Origin of the sequence: Streptomyces albidoflavus (assembly GCF_000719955.1) — a bacterium.
GTDB classification, from domain to species: domain Bacteria; phylum Actinomycetota; class Actinomycetes; order Streptomycetales; family Streptomycetaceae; genus Streptomyces; species Streptomyces albidoflavus.
Window position 1 is genome coordinate 126,029 of sequence record NZ_JOII01000009.1, and the last position, 17,649, is coordinate 143,677.

Genomic DNA, 17,649 nt, shown 5'->3' on the forward strand with positions numbered 1-17,649 from the left:
CGCCCTTCTCCTTATTACTAGGGCCTGTACCGCCGTCCCGGCTCTCCCCGGCCCCGTCCGCGCCTGTCCCCAGGCCGTGGACGGGGCTTCGTCGTGGACGGGGCTTCGTCGTGGGCGGTGTGCGTCCGGAAGAGGGCTCCCACGGCCCCGAATCCGCCTCCGGGGAGCCCTTCTCGCCCCTCCCGGGACGCCGTCCGCCTCGGTTTTCGCGACTCGGTCCCGCGCCCGTCGTTCGAATAGTGATCTGTGCGGGGGAGTTCTCCACAGATTCGTCAGGTTCATGGCGTCCACAGCTTGGGGACTGGGGAGTTGTCCAGATCCTGTCCACAGGCGGCCCGAGTGAGAGATCATCAGTCCAGGTCGGAAGGGTGGGGATTAGTGGACAGAAGATATCCACAGGCTGTGGATCATTTTTCGTCCACAGGGAGGTGTTGACGGTTGTCCACCGGCGGCCCACAGGCAGGCCGGTGTTGTGCACAGCTTTCGCGGGCTTTCCCACAGGGCTGTCCACTGTTCGGCAACCCAACGCGCCCACTCACCAGTCGGAGTGAACCGCGTCACACGAAGTTGCCGAAGTGCCCTGTGGGGAACTCGTCCAAACCTGGGGACGCAGCTGGGGAGAACTCACCCTCCGCTGTGGACCGTGTGTGGGTAACTTCGGGCCGTCCACAGGAACCCCCGGTTGTCCACCGGCTCCATGCACAGGACCGGTGGACAAAAAACCGCCTCCGACCTGCGAAGACGGGGTTATCCACGGAATCCACAGGCCCTACTACTACGTCCATGAGTAGAGAGCTAGGAATCCGTTTCGAAGTGGGTGCTGTGCACAACTCGGCCCGAGCGCCGATCCGGGCCGATCTCGCGATTTGACCCGGGGCCGCACGGACTGTCGGTGGTGTGCGTCAGACTGGTGCACGGCGGCAGGACGCCGGGACGGCATCGACGAGGCAGCGGCACCTGAGCCGGAAGCACTCACCGACTCCTCCTCCGGTACCCACCGCCGCCGACTTCATCCGTGGCCCGCCCGCCGCGGAGAGCGGCCGGGCCCCGCCCGCCGCAGCAGGACCAGCAAGACGACCAGACAGACGACGGCCAGCAGGGCGAGAGCAGCCAGCAAGCGCAGGAGGCGGCTTACGGTGAAGATCCGGGTGGAACGCGACGTACTCGCGGAGGCAGTGGCCTGGGCGGCCCGCTCCCTCCCGGCCCGGCCGCCGGCCCCGGTTCTCGCGGGCCTGCTGCTGAAGGCGGAGGACGGCGCCCTCTCCCTGTCGAGCTTCGACTACGAGGTCTCGGCGCGGGTCTCCGTCGAGGCCGAGACCGAGGAGGAGGGCACCGTCCTCGTCTCCGGCCGGCTCCTCGCCGACATCTGCCGCGCCCTCCCCAACCGCCCGGTGGAGATTTCCACAGACGGTGTACGGGCGACGGTGAACTGCGGCTCCTCGCGCTTCACCCTCCACACCCTGCCGGTGGAGGAGTACCCGGCGCTGCCGCAGATGCCGACCGCCACGGGCACCGTCCCCGGCGACGTCTTCGCCTCGGCCGCCGCCCAGGTCGCCATCGCCGCGGGCCGTGACGACACCCTCCCGGTGCTCACCGGTGTCCGCGTCGAGATCGAGGGCGACACCGTCACCCTCGCCTCCACCGACCGCTACCGCTTCGCGGTCCGCGAGTTCCTGTGGAAGCCCGAGGACCCGGAGACCTCCGCCGTCGCCCTGGTCCCCGCCAAGACCCTGCTCGACACCGCCAAGGCCCTGACCAGCGGCGACAGCGTCACCATCGCGCTGGCCGGCTCCGGTGCGGGCGAGGGGCTCATCGGCTTCGAGGGCGCCGGCCGCCGCACCACCACCCGGCTGCTCGAAGGCGACCTGCCGAAGTACCGCACGCTCTTCCCGACCGAGTTCAACTCCGTCGCGGTGATCGAGACGGCGCCCTTCGTGGAGGCCGTCAAGCGCGTCTCCCTGGTGGCCGAGCGGAACACCCCGGTCCGCCTCAGCTTCGAGGCCGGCGTGCTCACCCTGGAGGCCGGCTCCAGCGACGACGCACAGGCTGTGGAGAGGGTCGACGCCCAGCTGGAGGGCGACGACATCTCGATCGCCTTCAACCCGACCTTCCTGCTGGACGGCCTCTCCGCGATCGACTCGCCCGCCGCCCAGCTCTCCTTCACCACCTCGACCAAGCCGGCCCTGCTCAGCGGCAAGCCCGCCGTCGACGCCGAGGCGGACGAGGCGTACAAGTACCTGATCATGCCCGTACGACTGAGCGGCTGAGCCCACAGGTGTGCGGCGGGGGACGGCAGTAGGCTCGGGCAGCGTCACGCAATGCCCGAACGCAGCGAAGGAACACTGATGGAGCTCGGTCTCGTCGGCCTCGGCAAGATGGGCGGCAACATGCGCGAGCGCATCCGCCGCGCAGGCCACACCGTCATCGGATACGACCGCAACCCCGATCTGGCGGACGTCCAGAGCCTGGAAGAGCTGGTGGGCCGCCTCAAGGGCCCGCGCGTCGTCTGGGTGATGGTCCCGGCCGGTGCCGCCACCCAGGCGACCATCGATGAGCTGTCCGAGCTCCTGGAGCCCGGCGACATCGTGGTCGACGGCGGGAACAGCCGCTGGACCGACGACGAGAAGCACGCCGTGCAGCTCGGCATCAAGGACATCGGCTTCGTCGACTGCGGCGTCTCCGGCGGCGTCTGGGGCCTGGAGAACGGCTACGCCCTGATGTACGGCGGCACCGAGGAGAACGTCGCCAAGGTCCAGCCGGTCTTCGACGCGCTCAAGCCCGAGGGCGAGTTCGGCTCGGTCCACGCGGGCAAGGTCGGCGCCGGCCACTTCGCCAAGATGGTCCACAACGGCATCGAGTACGCCATGATGCAGGCGTTCGCCGAGGGCTGGGAGCTGCTGGAGAAGGCCGACTCGGTCACCGACGTCCGGGAGATCTTCCGCTCCTGGCAGGAGGGGACCGTCATCCGCTCCTGGCTGCTCGACCTCGCGGTCAACGCGCTCGACGAGGACGAGCACCTGGAGCAGCTGCGCGGCTGGGCCGCCGACTCCGGGGAGGGCCGGTGGACGGTCGAGGCCGCCATCGACAACGCCGTGCCGCTCCCCGCCATCACCGCCTCGCTCTTCGCCCGCTTCTCGTCCCGCCAGGACGACTCGCCGCAGATGAAGATGATCGCCGCGCTGCGCAACCAGTTCGGCGGCCACGCGGTCGAGGCGAAGAAGTAACCCAGTACACCTCCGGGGAGGTCGGCTTCCGTCCATGCACGTCTCGCACCTGTCGTTGGCCGACTTCCGCAGTTACGCCCGGGCCGACCTCGCGCTCGACCCGGGCGTCACCGCCTTCGTCGGACCCAACGGCCAGGGCAAGACCAACCTGGTCGAGGCCGTCGGCTACCTCGCCACCCTCTCCAGCCACCGGGTCTCCTCGGACCAGCCCCTGGTCCGGGCCGGGGCGGAGCGGGCGGTGATCCGCGCCGCCGTCGAGCACGGCGAGCGGCGCCGCACCATCGAGCTGGAGCTCAACCCGGGCAAGGCCAACCGCGCCCGGATCAACCGCTCCTCGCAGGTCAAGCCGCGCGACGTGCTCGGCATCGTGCGCACCGTGCTCTTCGCCCCCGAGGACCTCGCCCTGGTCAAGGGCGACCCGGGCGAGCGCCGCCGCTTCCTCGACGAGCTGGTCACCGCCCGCAGCCCCCGGATGGCCGGGGTCCGCTCCGACTACGACCGGGTCCTCAAGCAGCGCAACACCCTGCTGAAGACCGCCGCGCTCGCCCGCCGCCACGGCGGCCGGACCATGGACCTCTCCACCCTCGACGTCTGGGACCAGCACCTCGCCCGGGCCGGCGCCGAACTGCTCGCCCAGCGCCTCGACCTCATCGCCACCCTCCAGCCGCTCACCGACAAGGCGTACGAGCAGCTGGCCCCCGGCGGCGGCCCGGTCCACCTGGAGTACAAGCCCTCGGCGGCCGGCACCGGCACCACCCGCGAGGAGCTGCACGGCTCGCTCCTGGAGGCCCTGGCCGAGGTCCGCAAGCAGGAGATCGAGCGCGGCGTCACCCTCGTCGGCCCGCACCGCGACGACCTCCTCCTGCGCCTCGGCGACCTCCCCGCCAAGGGGTACGCCTCGCACGGCGAGTCCTGGTCGCTGGCGCTCGCCCTGCGCCTGGCCAGCTACGACCTGCTGCGCACCGAGGGCGGCGAGGCGACCGGCGAGCCGGTGCTCGTCCTCGACGACGTCTTCGCCGAGCTGGACGCGCGGCGCCGGGAGCGCCTGGCCGAGCTGGTCGCCCCGGGCGAGCAGGTCCTGGTGACCGCCGCCGTCGACGAGGACGTCCCGCCGGTCCTCGCGGGCGCCCGCTTCCGCGTCACCCGGGGCGAGGTGGCGCGGGTATGACCGACCCCGAGAAGGGCGCCCAGCCGGCCGGTGTCGACCTTGCCCGGGTGGCGCTGCGCGCCGCCCGCGAGCAGGCCCGGGCCCAGGGCGCGGCGGCCCAGCAGAAGAAGCAGGCCCGGCGCGGCGGCGTACGCTCCGGGGCGCGGGCGGACGGGCGCGATCCGCTGCCGCTGGCCTCGGCGATCACCCGGCTGATGACCGAGCGGGGCTGGGAGAAGCCGGCCGCGGTCGGCGGTGTCATGGGCCGCTGGCCGCAGATCGTCGGCCCGGACCTGGCCAACCACTGCGTGCCCGAGCGGTACGACGAGGAGGCCCGGGTCCTGACCGTGCGCTGCGACTCGACGCCCTGGGCGACCCAGGTCCGCCTGCTCGCCCCCCAGCTGGTGGCCCGCCTCAACAAGGACATCGGCCCCGGCACCGTCACCTTCCTCAAGGTCATGGGCCCCGCCGGCCCCTCCCGCCGGTACGGCCCGCTCCGGGCCCCGGGGAGCAAGGGGCCCGGGGACACGTACGGGTGACCGGGGGCTGAACGTTCCCCGGCCCGGGACCCTGTCCGCCGGCATGTGAGCTTGTGCACGCCGCTGCCCGGTGAGGCGCCCGCCCGGCGCTCCCCGGGGCGGCGGCGGTGGCCCGTCTCCGGGAGCCCCGGCCGTCACTCGCGCCCCCCGCACCCCGCCCCCCGTACTCCTCGCGGCGTGCGAAAGCCCCTTCCGCCACCCCCGGAAACCGCCTCCCACCAGGGCTTTCTCCCTCCTGTCCGGGGGCACCCGAACGACCCCCGCGCACCCCCGGTCCGCAGGTTGACGCGACGGAGCCACCCCGAAGCGCTGAGTGCCACTGTGAGCCTCCTGAAGCCCTGGGCCGCATATGGGGAGTCGAAAGTGGGCGGTTCAGTGCCGCAGATGCGAACTCAGGTACCGGCAAGGCCCCATTACCGTCGGCGCTAGCGGTAGACTGGGCTCGATTCGCGCCTCCTTCACCGGGAGGCCGGACAGAGACGCACCGCAGGCCCCACCCGGGTGCCGGACAGCGCGCCTCGCCCCAGCAACCGCTGACCGAGACCGAACGACGCAGCCGCATCCCGGCTCTCCGGGGATCAAGGCTTGAGCTGTGCCAGAAAGGGCGCTTCGTGGCCGATTCCGGCAACCCCAACGAGAACATCCCGTCCACCGGCCCGGGCGAGGAGGACGCGTCCGGCACCCCGCAGACAGCGGAGTCGGTCATCGCGGCACCCGAGGGCGCGGCGATCGAGGCGCCCGTGTCGTACGACGCCAGTGCGATCACGGTCCTGGAGGGCCTGGACGCGGTCCGCAAGCGGCCCGGCATGTACATCGGCTCGACCGGTGAGCGCGGCCTGCACCACATGGTCCAGGAGGTCGTCGACAACTCCGTCGACGAGGCGCTGGCCGGCCACGCGGACTTCATCGATGTGACGATCCTGGCCGACGGCGGCGTCCGCGTCATCGACAACGGCCGTGGCATCCCGGTCGGCATCGTCCCCTCCGAGGGGAAGCCGGCCGTCGAGGTGGTCCTCACCGTGCTGCACGCGGGCGGCAAGTTCGGTGGCGGCGGCTACGCGGTCTCCGGCGGTCTGCACGGCGTCGGCGTCTCCGTGGTCAACGCGCTCTCGACGCGCGTCGCCGTGGAGATCCGCACCGACGGCCACCACTGGTCCCAGAGCTACGAGCGCGGCGTCCCGACCGCGCCGCTCGCCCAGGGCGAGGCCACCGAGGAGACCGGTACCTCGGTCACCTTCTGGGCCGACTCCTCGATCTTCGAGACCACCGACTACTCCTTCGAGACGCTCTCCCGGCGCTTCCAGGAGATGGCCTTCCTCAACAAGGGCCTCACCATCAAGCTCACCGACGAGCGCGCCTCCGCCAAGGCGACCGCCGGCGCCGACTCGGACGAGGCCACGGCGGGCGAGCCCGAGGAGCCGCGCACCGTCACGTACCACTACGAAGGCGGCATCGTCGACTTCGTGACGTACCTCAACTCCCGCAAGGGCGAGGTCATCCACCCGACGGTGATCGACATCGAGGCGGAGGACAAGGACCGGCTCCTCTCCGTCGAGGTCGCCATGCAGTGGAACGGCGGGTACAGCGAGGGGGTCTACTCCTTCGCCAACACCATCCACACCCACGAGGGCGGCACCCACGAGGAGGGCTTCCGCGGCGCGCTGACCACCCTGGTCAACAAGTACGCCCGGGACCGCAAGCTGCTGCGCGACAAGGACGACAACCTCACCGGCGACGACATCCGCGAGGGCCTGACGGCGATCATCTCCGTCAAGCTCGGCGAGCCGCAGTTCGAGGGCCAGACCAAGACCAAGCTGGGCAACACCGAGGCCAAGACCTTCGTGCAGAAGGTGGTCTACGAGCACCTGGCCGACTGGTTCGACCGGAACCCGAACGAGGCCGCGGACATCATCCGCAAGGGCATCGCCGCCGCCACCGCCCGTGTGGCGGCCCGCAAGGCGCGCGACCTGACCCGCCGCAAGGGCCTGCTGGAGACCGCCTCGCTCCCCGGCAAGCTCTCGGACTGCCAGTCGAACGATCCGACCAAATGCGAGATCTTCATCGTCGAGGGCGACTCGGCCGGCGGCTCCGCCAAGTCCGGCCGTGACCCGATGTACCAGGCCATCCTGCCGATCCGCGGCAAGATCCTGAACGTCGAGAAGGCCCGTATCGACAAGATCCTGCACAACCAGGAGATCCAGGCGCTCATCTCGGCCTTCGGCACCGGGGTCCACGAGGACTTCGACATCGAGAAGCTCCGCTACCACAAGATCATCCTGATGGCCGACGCCGACGTCGACGGCCAGCACATCAACACCCTGCTGCTGACCTTCCTCTTCCGCTTCATGCGGCCGCTGGTCGAGGCGGGCCACGTCTTCCTCTCCCGCCCGCCGCTGTACAAGATCAAGTGGACCCGGGACGATTTCCAGTACGCCTACTCCGACCGCGAGCGCGACGCGCTGATCGCCCTCGGCCGCGAGCAGGGCAAGCGCATCCGCGACGACTCGGTCCAGCGCTTCAAGGGTCTCGGTGAGATGAACGCCGAGGAGCTGCGCATCACCACGATGGACCAGGAGCACCGCGTCCTCGGCCAGGTCACCCTGGACGACGCCGCCCAGGCCGACGACCTCTTCTCCGTCCTCATGGGTGAGGACGTCGAGGCCCGCCGCCAGTTCATCCAGCGCAACGCCAAGGACGTCCGCTTCCTCGACATCTGACGGCGCCGCCGCCTCCGCCCGCCGGGGCGGGGGCGGCGCCACGACTTCGTCCTCGTAACCGAACCGCCCGCCCCGTCCACCGCGGCGGCCGGCTGCGGGGGATTCGCTCCCGAAGGGAACCAGCACGGCCATGGCCGACGAGAACAACCCCAGCACTCCCGAGATCGAGATCGACGCCGAGGGCCTCCCGCTGGCCATGCGGGTCGAGCCCGTCGGGCTCGAGACCGAGATGCAGCGCTCGTACCTCGACTACGCGATGTCCGTCATCGTCTCGCGCGCCCTGCCCGACGTCCGCGACGGCCTGAAGCCGGTCCACCGGCGCGTGCTGTACGCGATGTACGACGGCGGCTACCGGCCCGAGAAGGGCTTCTACAAGTGCGCCCGCGTCGTCGGCGACGTGATGGGCAACTACCACCCGCACGGCGACTCCTCGATCTACGACGCCCTGGTCCGCCTCGCGCAGCCCTGGTCGATGCGGATGCCGCTGGTCGACTCGAACGGCAACTTCGGCTCCCCGGGCAACGACCCGGCCGCCGCCATGCGGTACACCGAGTGCAAGATGGCGCCGCTGTCGATGGAGATGGTCCGCGACATCGACGAGGAGACCGTCGACTTCACGGACAACTACGACGGCCGCTCCAAGGAGCCCTCGGTCCTCCCGGCCCGCTTCCCCAACCTGCTGATCAACGGCTCGGCGGGCATCGCGGTCGGCATGGCCACCAACATCCCGCCGCACAACCTCCGCGAGGTCGCGGCCGGCGCCCAGTGGTACCTGGAGAACCCGGAGGCCGACCCGGACACCCTGCTGGACGCGCTGATCGAGCGGATCAAGGGCCCCGACTTCCCGACCGGCGCCCTGGTCGTCGGCCGCAAGGGCATCGAGGAGGCGTACCGGACCGGGCGCGGCTCCATCACGATGCGCGCGGTGGTCGAGGTCGAGGAGATCCAGAACCGCCAGTGCCTGGTCGTCACCGAGCTGCCCTACCAGGTCAACCCGGACAACCTCGCGCAGAAGATCGCCGACCTGGTGAAGGACGCCCGGATCGGCGGCATCGCCGACGTCCGCGACGAGACCTCCTCGCGGACCGGCCAGCGCCTGGTCATCGTCCTCAAGCGGGACGCGGTCGCCAAGGTCGTCCTCAACAACCTCTACAAGCACACCGATCTGCAGACCAACTTCGGCGCCAACATGCTGGCCCTGGTCGACGGCGTGCCGCGCACCCTCTCGCTCGACGCCTTCATCCGGCACTGGGTCGCCCACCAGATCGAGGTCATCGTCCGGCGGACCCGCTTCCGGCTGCGCAAGGCCGAGGAGCGCGCGCACATCCTGCGCGGTCTGCTGAAGGCGCTGGACGCGATCGACGAGGTCATCGCGCTGATCCGGGCCAGCCAGACCGTCGACGTCGCCCGCGGCGGCCTGATGGAGCTGCTGGAGATCGACGAGATCCAGGCCAACGCGATCCTGGAGATGCAGCTCCGCCGGCTCGCCGCCCTGGAGCGCCAGAAGATCGTCGCCGAACACGACGACCTGCAGGCCAAGATCGACGAGTACAACGCGATCCTCGCCTCGCCGGAGCGGCAGCGGCAGATCATCAGCGAGGAACTGGCCGCGATCGTCGACAAGTTCGGCGAGGACCGGCGTTCGGCGCTGGTGCCCTTCGACGGGGACATGTCCATCGAGGACCTGATCGCCGAGGAGGACATCGTCGTCACGATCACCCGTGGCGGCTACGTCAAGCGCACCAAGACCGACGACTACCGCTCGCAGAAGCGCGGCGGCAAGGGCGTGCGGGGCACGAAGCTCAAGGAAGACGACATCGTCGACCACTTCTTCGTCTCCACCACCCACCACTGGCTGCTCTTCTTCACCAACAAGGGCCGCGTCTACCGCGCCAAGGCGTACGAGCTGCCCGACGTCGGCCGGGACGCCCGCGGCCAGCACGTCGCCAACCTCCTCGCCTTCCAGCCGGACGAGTCCATCGCGCAGATCCTCGCCATCCGCGACTACGACGCGGCGCCGTACCTGGTGCTCGGCACCAAGGGCGGACTGGTCAAGAAGACGCCCTTGAAGGATTACGACTCGCCCCGTTCCGGCGGTGTCATCGCGATCAACCTCCGCGAGACCCCGGACGGTTCGGACGACGAGCTGATCGGCGCCGAGCTGGTCTCGGCCGATGACGACCTGCTGCTGATCAGCAAGAAGGCCCAGTCCATCCGCTTCACCGCGACCGACGAGTCGCTGCGCCCGATGGGCCGTGCCACCTCCGGTGTGAAGGGGATGAGCTTCCGCGAGGGCGACGAGCTGCTCTCGATGAACGTCGTCCGCCCGGGTACCTTCGTCTTCACCGCCACGGACGGCGGGTACGCGAAGCGCACAGGCGTCGACGAGTACCGCGTGCAGGGCCGTGGCGGACTCGGCATCAAGGCTGCGAAGATCGTCGAGGACCGCGGAGAGCTGGTCGGCGCGCTGGTGGTCGAGGAGACCGACGAGATCCTCGCCATCACGCTCGGCGGCGGTGTGATCCGCACGCGCGTCAACGAGATCAGGGAGACCGGCCGTGACACCATGGGCGTCCAGCTGATCAACCTGGGCAAGCGCGATGCCGTGGTGGGCATCGCCCGCAACGCCGAGGCCGGCCGCGAGGCCGAGGAGGTCGACGGTGACCTCCCCGCCGACGGAGCCGACGGCGAGGCGGCCAGTGGTACGGACGGGGACACCCAGTCCCCGGCCGAGGGCACCGAGCCCTCGGCGGAGTAGCACGAGGAGAGAGTCAACGTGAGCGGAGCCACGGGCGCCGGAGCGAGTGGACCCGGAAACGGCGTTCGTGGCTCCGCCACGCACCAGGCCGAGGCCGGAGGCACCGCCTCCGCCGGTGGGGGGAGAACCGTGACGGACACGCGCGAGCCCGATTCCCTGGGGGCCCAGCCCTACCCGGGCACCCAGGGCGGCGGCCGGCAGTACCAGGGGTACGACCAGTACGAGGCGGGTCCGCTGCCCGGCGAGCGCCCCGGCGCCGACGCGGGGCCGGCGCAGCCCTACACCCCGCCGCAGGCGTACGCGACGCCCGAGCAGGCGGGTGTGCGGCGGCCCCGGACGGGGGCGCGCACCCAGCCGCGTACCCGCAAGGCGCGGCTGCGGGTGGCCAAGGCCGACCCGTGGTCGGTGATGAAGGTGAGCTTCCTGCTCTCCATCGCGCTCGGCATCTGCACGATCGTGGCGGCGGCGGTGCTGTGGATGGTCATGGACGCCATGGGCGTCTTCTCCACGGTCGGCGGCACCATCGCCGAGGCGACCGGGTCGAGCGAGTCCAACGGCTTCGACCTCCAGTCGTTCCTCTCGCTCCCCCGGGTGCTGATGTTCACCTCGATCATCGCGGTGATCGACGTGGTCCTGGCGACGGCCCTGGCCACGCTGGGCGCCTTCATCTACAACCTCTCCGCCGGCTTCGTCGGCGGGGTCGAGCTGACGCTCGCCGAGGACGAATGAGCGGTGGCCCCTGCTGGGGCCGCTGAACACCGCCGAGGGCGGGACCGGATTCCGGTCCCGCCCTTCGCGCTGCCGGGGGCCTGGCGCGGTGCCCGGGCATCCGCCGAGGTGGGCGGAGTCCCGGGGCGCCGGGGTGGTGGACAACCGATTTTGGGACTGGCCCCGAGGTGCGCTAATCTTCAGGGGTCAGCGCGCGGAGCGAGAGCCCGCAGAGCGCGGCGGGGCTATAGCTCAGTTGGTTAGAGCGCATCCCTGATAAGGATGAGGCCACAGGTTCAAATCCTGTTAGCCCCACAGACATGAAGGCCCCCACCGGGAACGGTGGGGGCCTTCGGCGTGTGGGACGGGGCGGAGAGTGGCAGGCCGAGGGGGAGGACACAGCCATGACGGATGAGCCGGGACGGCCTCTCGGCGAGCTGCGTAAGGGCGAGGCGGTGCGGGCGACGGTCACCAGTCACCAGCCGTGGGGCTTCACCGTCAGGCTCGACGCGTACGAGCCCGTGGGCGCCTCGCTGGACATGATCCGCCGGGGAGCCGAGCCGGGGGTGGAGCGGCTGGCGCGGCAGCTGCCGCCGGTGGGGGCCACCGTCGACCTGGTCGTGGGCGAGGTGCGCGACTGGCACCACGAGCCGTGGATGTGGATCGACCTCACGGCGCCCGGCACGGCCGAGGAGTGAGCGTGCCCCGGGTGGCGCCGTGCGGGAGCGCCCTCGCTCCGGGTTGCGGGCCGGGCGAGGGCGTGGCAGCGGTGTCGGGCGGCAGCCGGGCGCGGGCAGCGAAAAGGCCCGAAGGCGGGTGCCTTCGGGCCTGGGGCTGCGGGTGCGGGTCCGTCACGGTGGGTTCTCGTGGTCGGAGCCGCGGACCGGGGTGGCGAGGGACTCGGCGGCGCGGTCGGTCATGTCGGAGGGCTCGCGGTCGGCGTCGGCCGGGGTGACCACGGCGTCGGCGACGGTGGAGCGGCAGGTGGGCGAGGAGCCGTGGGCCTCGGCGGTGATGCGCTGCTTCATGGTGGGCGGCATCGAACGGTCGAGGCCGAGCGACCACTGGGGCGCCGTTCCGGTCAGATCGACGGGTGCGGAGCAGGGCGCCGCCGGCGTCTGCTGCGGGGCGCTCTGCGGGCGGGGCTCGGGCTGCGGCTGGGCCTGCGGCGCCGTGGCCGAGGCGGGGGCGCTGAAGCCGAGCGCGGCGAAGAGGGAGAGGAAGGCACCGACGAGAACGGTCCACAGGTGGGCGGCCTTGGAAGCCATCAGGATCACCACTTTCAGGTGGGGCGATTTGCGTACTTCCTCATCATGTGGATCGGCGGCCCGTGGCGTGGGATCGACGCTCGGGACGCGGCGATATTCCGATGAACACCACCCGGACGGGGGCATCGGGGCAAAAGCGGCCCAGATCACACCGGAAATGATCGCCGGAGGTCATCGGCGGTCGTCCGGCCGTTCCCGGAGTCCCCCGCGGCGCCAAGGGAGTTGAGGTGCGCGGGGAGAGGGGAACAGGTCACCGATCGATATCGGTCGGTGTGTATAGTCGGCCGTCAGAGGTCTCCTACGTCAACGAAAGACGAGGTCGCGCGGTGAAGAAGCTTCTCCTGGTCGCACTGGCCGCCATCGGCGGGCTCCTCGTGTACCGCCAGATCCAGGCGGATCGCGCCGAGCAGGATCTGTGGACGGAGGCGACCGACTCCGTGCCCACGGGTTCGTGAGAATCGACGGTCCTTCACTGACCCCGGCCGCATCGCGGCCGGGGTTTTGTGTGTCCGGGGGCGGGCGGGGGCCGGTCCGGGATGCGGGCGGCGCGGCTCTGGCGTAGGGCGCCCGTTGTTGCGGTTCCGTGACGGGCCGGGCCCTTGAGTTCGCCCTCGCAAATCAATAGCTTGCGTGAGCAAAGAAGCCGGTGGGGTGACGGCGCGGGCCCCGGCCCGCGCGGGACAGGGGGAACGGTGAAGGCTCGGCTCGGCCGCCGGACGGCGGCGGTACTCCTTGCCGGGGTGGTCGGCGCCCTGGCCACGGGCCCGCCCGCCACCGCCGAACCGGCCCCCGGGGCCGGTGGCCTCGTCATGGTCCTCGACTCCTCCGGCTCCATGGCCGACCAGGCGGGCGGCGGACGTACCCGGATCGAGGCGGCCCGGGACGCGGTCGGCACCGTGGTCGACAGCCTTCCCGACGGCTACCCGACCGGGCTGAGGGTCTACGGCGCCGACCGGACGAGCGGCTGCACGGACACCCGGCTCGCCCGGCCCGTCGAGCCGCTGGACCGGGACGCCATGAAGAAGGCGGTGGCCGGCGTCGAGCCCAAGGGCGACACCCCGATCGGGCTCTCCCTCCGCAAGGCCGTCGCCGACCTGCCCGAGCCGGAGTCGGGCGCGGTCGGCCGCCGCACCGTGCTGCTCATCTCCGACGGGGAGGACAACTGCGGTTCCCCGCCGCCCTGCGAGGCCGCCGAGGAGCTGGCCGAGTCCGGTCTCGACCTTCGGATCGACGCCATCGGCTTCCAGGTGAAGGGCAAGGCCCGCGCGGAGCTGACCTGCGTCGCGGAGGCCGGACACGGCGCCTACTACGACGCGCCGGACGCCGAGGCCCTCGCCCGCCAGTTGCAGCGCGCCGCCGAACTCTCCGCCGGGGGCTACCAGTTCAAGGGCGAGCCGATCGAGGGCGCGGCCTCGGCGAAGGGGGCTCCCACGGTCGGGCCCGGCCAGTACCTCGACTCCATCGGCCCGGGGGAGACCCGCTGGTACGCCGCCGGACTGGACGCGACCGGCACCGCCGACTTCGGCGTGACGGCCGTACCGCAGCCGGGGGTTCCGGTCGGGTACTCCGACGGGCTGGAGCTGCGGGTGCACACCTCCGGTCAGTTCCCGACGGTCTGCGACAGCACCCGGGCCACCTTCCGCCAGGACGAGGGCGCCCTGCCGGTCAGCGGCGCCGTCAGCCGCGTCCCGACCGCGAAGGCCAACGCCGCCTGCGACAAGGCCGGCACGTACCACCTGGAGGTCGAGCGGGTCTCCGCCAAGGGCTCCGACCAGGCGCGGTGGCCGCTGGAGCTGCGGATGGCGGTCGAGGAGCCGCTCGCCGCGGGGACCGTACCGGCCCAGTCCGCCACGGAGTTCGGGGAGATCTCCAAGGACCGGGTGCCGCGCGTCGACGGCCCGGCGAAGGCCGTCACCGGCGGTACCGGCTTCAACGACGCGGTACGGATCGGCGAGGGTGTCTGGAAGGACGGGCTGCTGCCCGCGCAGACCCGCTGGTACAAGGTGAAGGCCGGCTGGGGCCAGCAGCTCCGCTACACCGTCGACTTCGGCAACGAGCCGACCGTCGACCACGACGACCTGGTCATCCGCCGCTCCTTCGTCTCCACCTCGCTCTACGCGCCCTCGCGGGCGCCGGTCGGCACGGGCACGGAGTTCAGCGACTACCAGGGGTACTTCGGCAAGCCGTCCGTCCTCGACCACGGCACCGTTCCGGTGACCTGGACCAACCGCTGGGAGCCGGCCGCCCACGTCAAGCCGGTGCGCGCGGCCGGGGACTACTACCTCGCCATCTCGCTCGGGCCGAACACCGCGACGTTCGCGGAGAATCCGGCGGTCGGCGTGGTGCTCCGCGTCGAGGTGGCCGGCACCGAACTGGCCGGGCCCCAGAAGGACGCCCCGGCCGCGGCCGACACCCCCGACGAGGCTCCCGCCGCCGGTGCCGGGGCCGAGGAGGCGCCGCCGGTGAAGGACACGGCCGCCGCCGAGGAGGCAGGATGGCCCTCGCCGTGGGTGCTCGCGGCGGCGGGCGGCGCACTGGCGCTGCTCGTGGTGGCGGCCGCGGCCCTGGTCGCCCGGCGCCGTGCCGGGCGGGGCGCGGGCGGTCCGACGAGGGGTGGCACAGCATGAGAGGGCGCGGTCTCGGCGCGGCGGGTCTGGCGCTGGCGGCGGCGGTGCTGGGCACGGCCCCGGCGCAGGCGGAGGGCGGCACCTCCCCGTACGTCTTCGCCGACGGGGCCGCGCGGGTGGCCGGGGAGGTGAGCAGCACCGACGCGCACACCCTGGCGGCCGGGCGGCCCTACCGCTCGCAGATCGGCCCGGGCGAGGAGCTGTACTACGCCGTCGACCTGGACGCCACCTCGTACGCGTACGCCTCGGCGGTCGCGGTGCCGAAGTCCGGGGCGAAGGTGGGCACGCGGGACCGGCTCACCGTGACCCTGCGGGACCGGCGCGACAACCAGTGCGGCACGGGGGACACGCGGTTCGGCTCGGCCGCCTACCCGCGCCCGCTGGCCGCGCAGGCGGTACGCGCCGTCAAGCCGGACGGCGGAACCTGTCAGGAGGCCGGACCGTACTTCCTGGTCGTCGAGCGGGAGACCGGCGGGACATCAGCGCAGGAGCCCTGGGAGCTCGAACTGCGGCTGCTCACCGAGCCCGCGGTCCAGGGCAAGGGCGGCCCCACCGAGGCGCCCTCGCCGAGCCCCACCGACGCCCCGGCCGACGTGCCCGGCGGCGAACCCGTCGCCCGGCCCGGCGGCACCGGCTTCAACGACGCCGTCGCCCTGGGCGACGGCAGCTTCAAGACCCGCCTGAAACCGGGCGGGACGACCTTCTACCGGGTGCCCGTCGACTGGGGCCAGCGGCTCTACGTCGAACCGGAACTCGGCAGCGCCACCACCGACAAGTCCATGGCCTACGTCTCCTCCGCCCTGGAGACGGCCCTCTACAACCCGGCCTTCGGCCCCGTCGACGACGGCTCCCTGCTCTTCAACGGCAGCCCCCAGACCCTCGCGTCCGAACCGCTCCAGCCGGTCGCGTACGAGAACCGCCACGCCTCCGCCCCCTCCGTCAAGGGCGCGCGCTTCGCGGGCTGGTACTACGTGCAGCTCACCCTCTCCCCGAAGATGGCCGAGGTCTTCCGGGGCGACGACTTCGGGGTCACGCTCCGGGTCCGGGTGCAGGGGGAGCCGGTCGCCGGGCCCCGGTACGCCGGGGACGCCGGGCCCTTCCAGGTCGGCGACCGGGAACGGGAGGCCGCCGAGGCGGGCCGCAGCGACGCCGAGGTGGCGCGCGGCGAGACGATGGCCGTGGTCGCCGTCTCCGGGATCGGCACCGGCACCGTGCTCCTGGTGGGGCTCGGCGTGTGGTTCTGGGTGGCGCGACGCGGTGCGGCCGGGAGCCGGGTCAGGTCTGGGTGAGGGCCCAGAAGCCGACGGCCAGACAGACCAGGGCGACCAGGAGCACCGGTACGGCGATCTTCGGCGACGGGCCGGGGCGCGTCGGCGTCGCGGCCGGAGCCTGCGGGTACGGCGCGGGAGAGCCGGGCGGCGGGTAGCCGTAGCCCTGCGGCGGGGCCTGCGGGTAGCCGTAGCCGGGCTGGGCCGGGAACGGGGGCTGCTGCCCGGGGTGCGGCTGGCCGGGCGCCGTGTACGGGCGGGTGTCGGCGTACACCGGCGCGGGGGCCGCCGGGGGTGCCGTGGGGGCGGGCTGGTGGACCGAGGCGGTGGGCGCCTGGGCCGGGACGAACGTGGGGTCCTGAGCCGGGGGCGCGGGCGGGGCGAGGGGGAAACCGTCGGTGGAGGGCCGCTCCGGTGCGGCGGCGGGATTCGTCGCTCCGGGGGTCTGAGTCTGGGCCTGGGCCTGGTCTGCGGCCTCGCTCGCCTTGGCCTCGGGCCCGTCGGGACCGAACCCCGGCGGCAGCGGGCCGATCTGGTCGAAGACCTCGACCGGCTCCTCCTCGGCCCCCGGCCCGGGCAGCAGCTCGGACGCCGAGGCGAGGGCCTTGCGGGCGCCGGTGGCGGTGCGGAAACGGGCCTGCGGATCGGGCTGGAGGAGGGTGGCGACGACCTGCCAGAGCGGCTCGGGGATCCCTTCGGGGGCGCTCGGCGTCCCGTGGGCCGCGAAGTGCTCCACCAGCGCCTGGGAGTCGGGCTTGCGGCCCTGGAGGAGGTAGAGCGCGACCAGGCCGACCGCGAACAGGTCGGCGGTGAAGTCGGGTTCCGCCCCCAGCAGTTGCTCGGGAGCGAAGTAACCCGGGGTGCCGACGACGTAGTTGGTCTCGGTGAGACGCGGTTCGCCCTGGCGCATGGAGATGCCGAAGTCCGACAGGCGCAGGTGCGGGCGGCCCGAACCGGTGGCCTCCAGAAGGATGTTGGCCGGCTTGATGTCCCGGTGGATCACGCCCTCGGCGTGCACGGCGGCGAGACCCGCGAGCAGCTGGTCGAGGAGGAGGGCGACGAAGTGCGACGGCAACGCCCCGTAGTCCCCGATGAGATGGGCGAGCGAGCCGCCGCCGACCAGGTCCATGGTGAACAGGACCTGGTCGTCGTCGGCCGCCCAGCTGGCCGGGGCGAGCACGTGCGGATGGTCGATCCGCAGCGCCTGCTCACGCACGAACCGCAGCAGGGTGTGGGCATCGCTCTGCTGGAGCACCTTGGCCGCCACGTACCGCCGCCTGCGGTGGTCCCAGGCGCGCCAGACGGCGCCGACCCCGCCCCGCCCGATCGGATCGGCCAGTTCGTACCGGCCCGCGAAGACCTCACCCATGGTGCGCCATGCTCCCCGTGCGTC

General features: G+C 72.0%; 13 protein-coding genes and 1 tRNA gene. 12 read left to right on the top strand and 2 right to left on the bottom strand.

The features are described from left to right. Window positions 1-1,136: 1,136 nt before the first annotated feature. The 9 genes from dnaN (at window position 1,137) to IF45_RS0113180 (ending at window position 11,791) form a co-directional block, all read left to right on the top strand. Window positions 1,137-2,267 (top strand): DNA polymerase III subunit beta, encoded by a 1,131-nt coding sequence (gene dnaN, locus IF45_RS0113140; protein ID WP_003949371.1) that lies wholly within the window; start codon window positions 1,137-1,139, stop codon window positions 2,265-2,267. A 78-nt stretch (window positions 2,268-2,345) separates the two neighbouring features. Next, window positions 2,346-3,224, top strand: a complete 879-nt coding sequence (gene gnd, locus IF45_RS0113145) for a phosphogluconate dehydrogenase (NAD(+)-dependent, decarboxylating) (protein WP_003949370.1) — start codon at window positions 2,346-2,348, stop codon at window positions 3,222-3,224. A 34-nt stretch (window positions 3,225-3,258) separates the two neighbouring features. Then, on the top strand, window positions 3,259-4,392 hold the full coding sequence (gene recF, locus IF45_RS0113150) for a DNA replication/repair protein RecF (protein ID WP_030307525.1): 1,134 nt from the start codon (window positions 3,259-3,261) through the stop codon (window positions 4,390-4,392). Then, the gene (locus tag IF45_RS0113155; protein ID WP_030307526.1) at window positions 4,389-4,910 is read left to right on the top strand and encodes a DciA family protein; all 522 of its coding nucleotides are present in this window, start codon (window positions 4,389-4,391) and stop codon (window positions 4,908-4,910) included. The genes recF and IF45_RS0113155 overlap by 4 nt, the downstream gene beginning before the upstream one ends. A gap of 611 nt (window positions 4,911-5,521) precedes the next feature. After that, window positions 5,522-7,627, top strand: coding sequence for a DNA topoisomerase (ATP-hydrolyzing) subunit B (gene gyrB, locus IF45_RS0113160; RefSeq protein ID WP_003949367.1), 2,106 nt, complete (start codon window positions 5,522-5,524; stop codon window positions 7,625-7,627). A 130-nt stretch (window positions 7,628-7,757) separates the two neighbouring features. Beyond that, window positions 7,758-10,385 carry a DNA gyrase subunit A gene (gene gyrA / locus IF45_RS0113165; protein WP_003949366.1) on the top strand — a complete coding sequence of 876 codons (2,628 nt, stop codon included), beginning with the start codon at window positions 7,758-7,760 and terminating at the stop codon, window positions 10,383-10,385. 18 nt (window positions 10,386-10,403) lie between these two features. Beyond that, a complete protein-coding gene (locus IF45_RS0113170) occupies window positions 10,404-11,114 on the top strand; it encodes a DUF3566 domain-containing protein (protein ID WP_008408298.1) in 711 nt (236 codons plus the stop codon). Between the two features lie 220 nt (window positions 11,115-11,334). Then, window positions 11,335-11,408: transfer RNA gene (locus IF45_RS0113175), tRNA-Ile, on the top strand. Window positions 11,409-11,497: 89 nt separating this feature from the next. After that, window positions 11,498-11,791, top strand: a complete 294-nt coding sequence (locus IF45_RS0113180) for a hypothetical protein (RefSeq protein WP_030307527.1) — start codon at window positions 11,498-11,500, stop codon at window positions 11,789-11,791. A 153-nt stretch (window positions 11,792-11,944) separates the two neighbouring features. On the opposite strand, the gene IF45_RS0113185 is transcribed toward IF45_RS0113180, so the two are convergent. After that, a complete protein-coding gene (locus IF45_RS0113185) occupies window positions 11,945-12,361 on the bottom strand; it encodes a DUF6344 domain-containing protein (RefSeq protein WP_008408302.1) in 417 nt (138 codons plus the stop codon). 326 nt (window positions 12,362-12,687) lie between these two features. Here IF45_RS0113185 and IF45_RS33655 point away from each other — a divergent pair, with 326 nt between their 5' ends. The 3 genes from IF45_RS33655 to IF45_RS0113200 all read left to right on the top strand — a co-directional run bounded on the left by IF45_RS33655 (window position 12,688) and on the right by IF45_RS0113200 (window position 16,277). Next, window positions 12,688-12,816: a DLW-39 family protein gene (locus tag IF45_RS33655; protein WP_003999697.1), complete on the top strand. Its 129-nt coding sequence runs from the start codon at window positions 12,688-12,690 to the stop codon at window positions 12,814-12,816. Window positions 12,817-13,053: 237 nt separating this feature from the next. Next, window positions 13,054-14,988 (top strand): vWA domain-containing protein, encoded by a 1,935-nt coding sequence (locus tag IF45_RS34265; RefSeq protein ID WP_157846483.1) that lies wholly within the window; start codon window positions 13,054-13,056, stop codon window positions 14,986-14,988. After that, window positions 14,985-16,277 (top strand): hypothetical protein, encoded by a 1,293-nt coding sequence (locus IF45_RS0113200; RefSeq protein ID WP_030307531.1) that lies wholly within the window; start codon window positions 14,985-14,987, stop codon window positions 16,275-16,277. The genes IF45_RS34265 and IF45_RS0113200 overlap by 4 nt, the downstream gene beginning before the upstream one ends. Here IF45_RS0113200 and IF45_RS0113205 read toward each other — a convergent pair. Beyond that, window positions 16,264-17,625 carry a serine/threonine protein kinase gene (locus tag IF45_RS0113205; RefSeq protein ID WP_003949359.1) on the bottom strand — a complete coding sequence of 454 codons (1,362 nt, stop codon included), beginning with the start codon at window positions 17,623-17,625 and terminating at the stop codon, window positions 16,264-16,266. The two genes, IF45_RS0113200 and IF45_RS0113205, sit on opposite strands and share 14 nt — an antisense overlap. Between the last annotated feature and the right edge of the window lie 24 nt (window positions 17,626-17,649).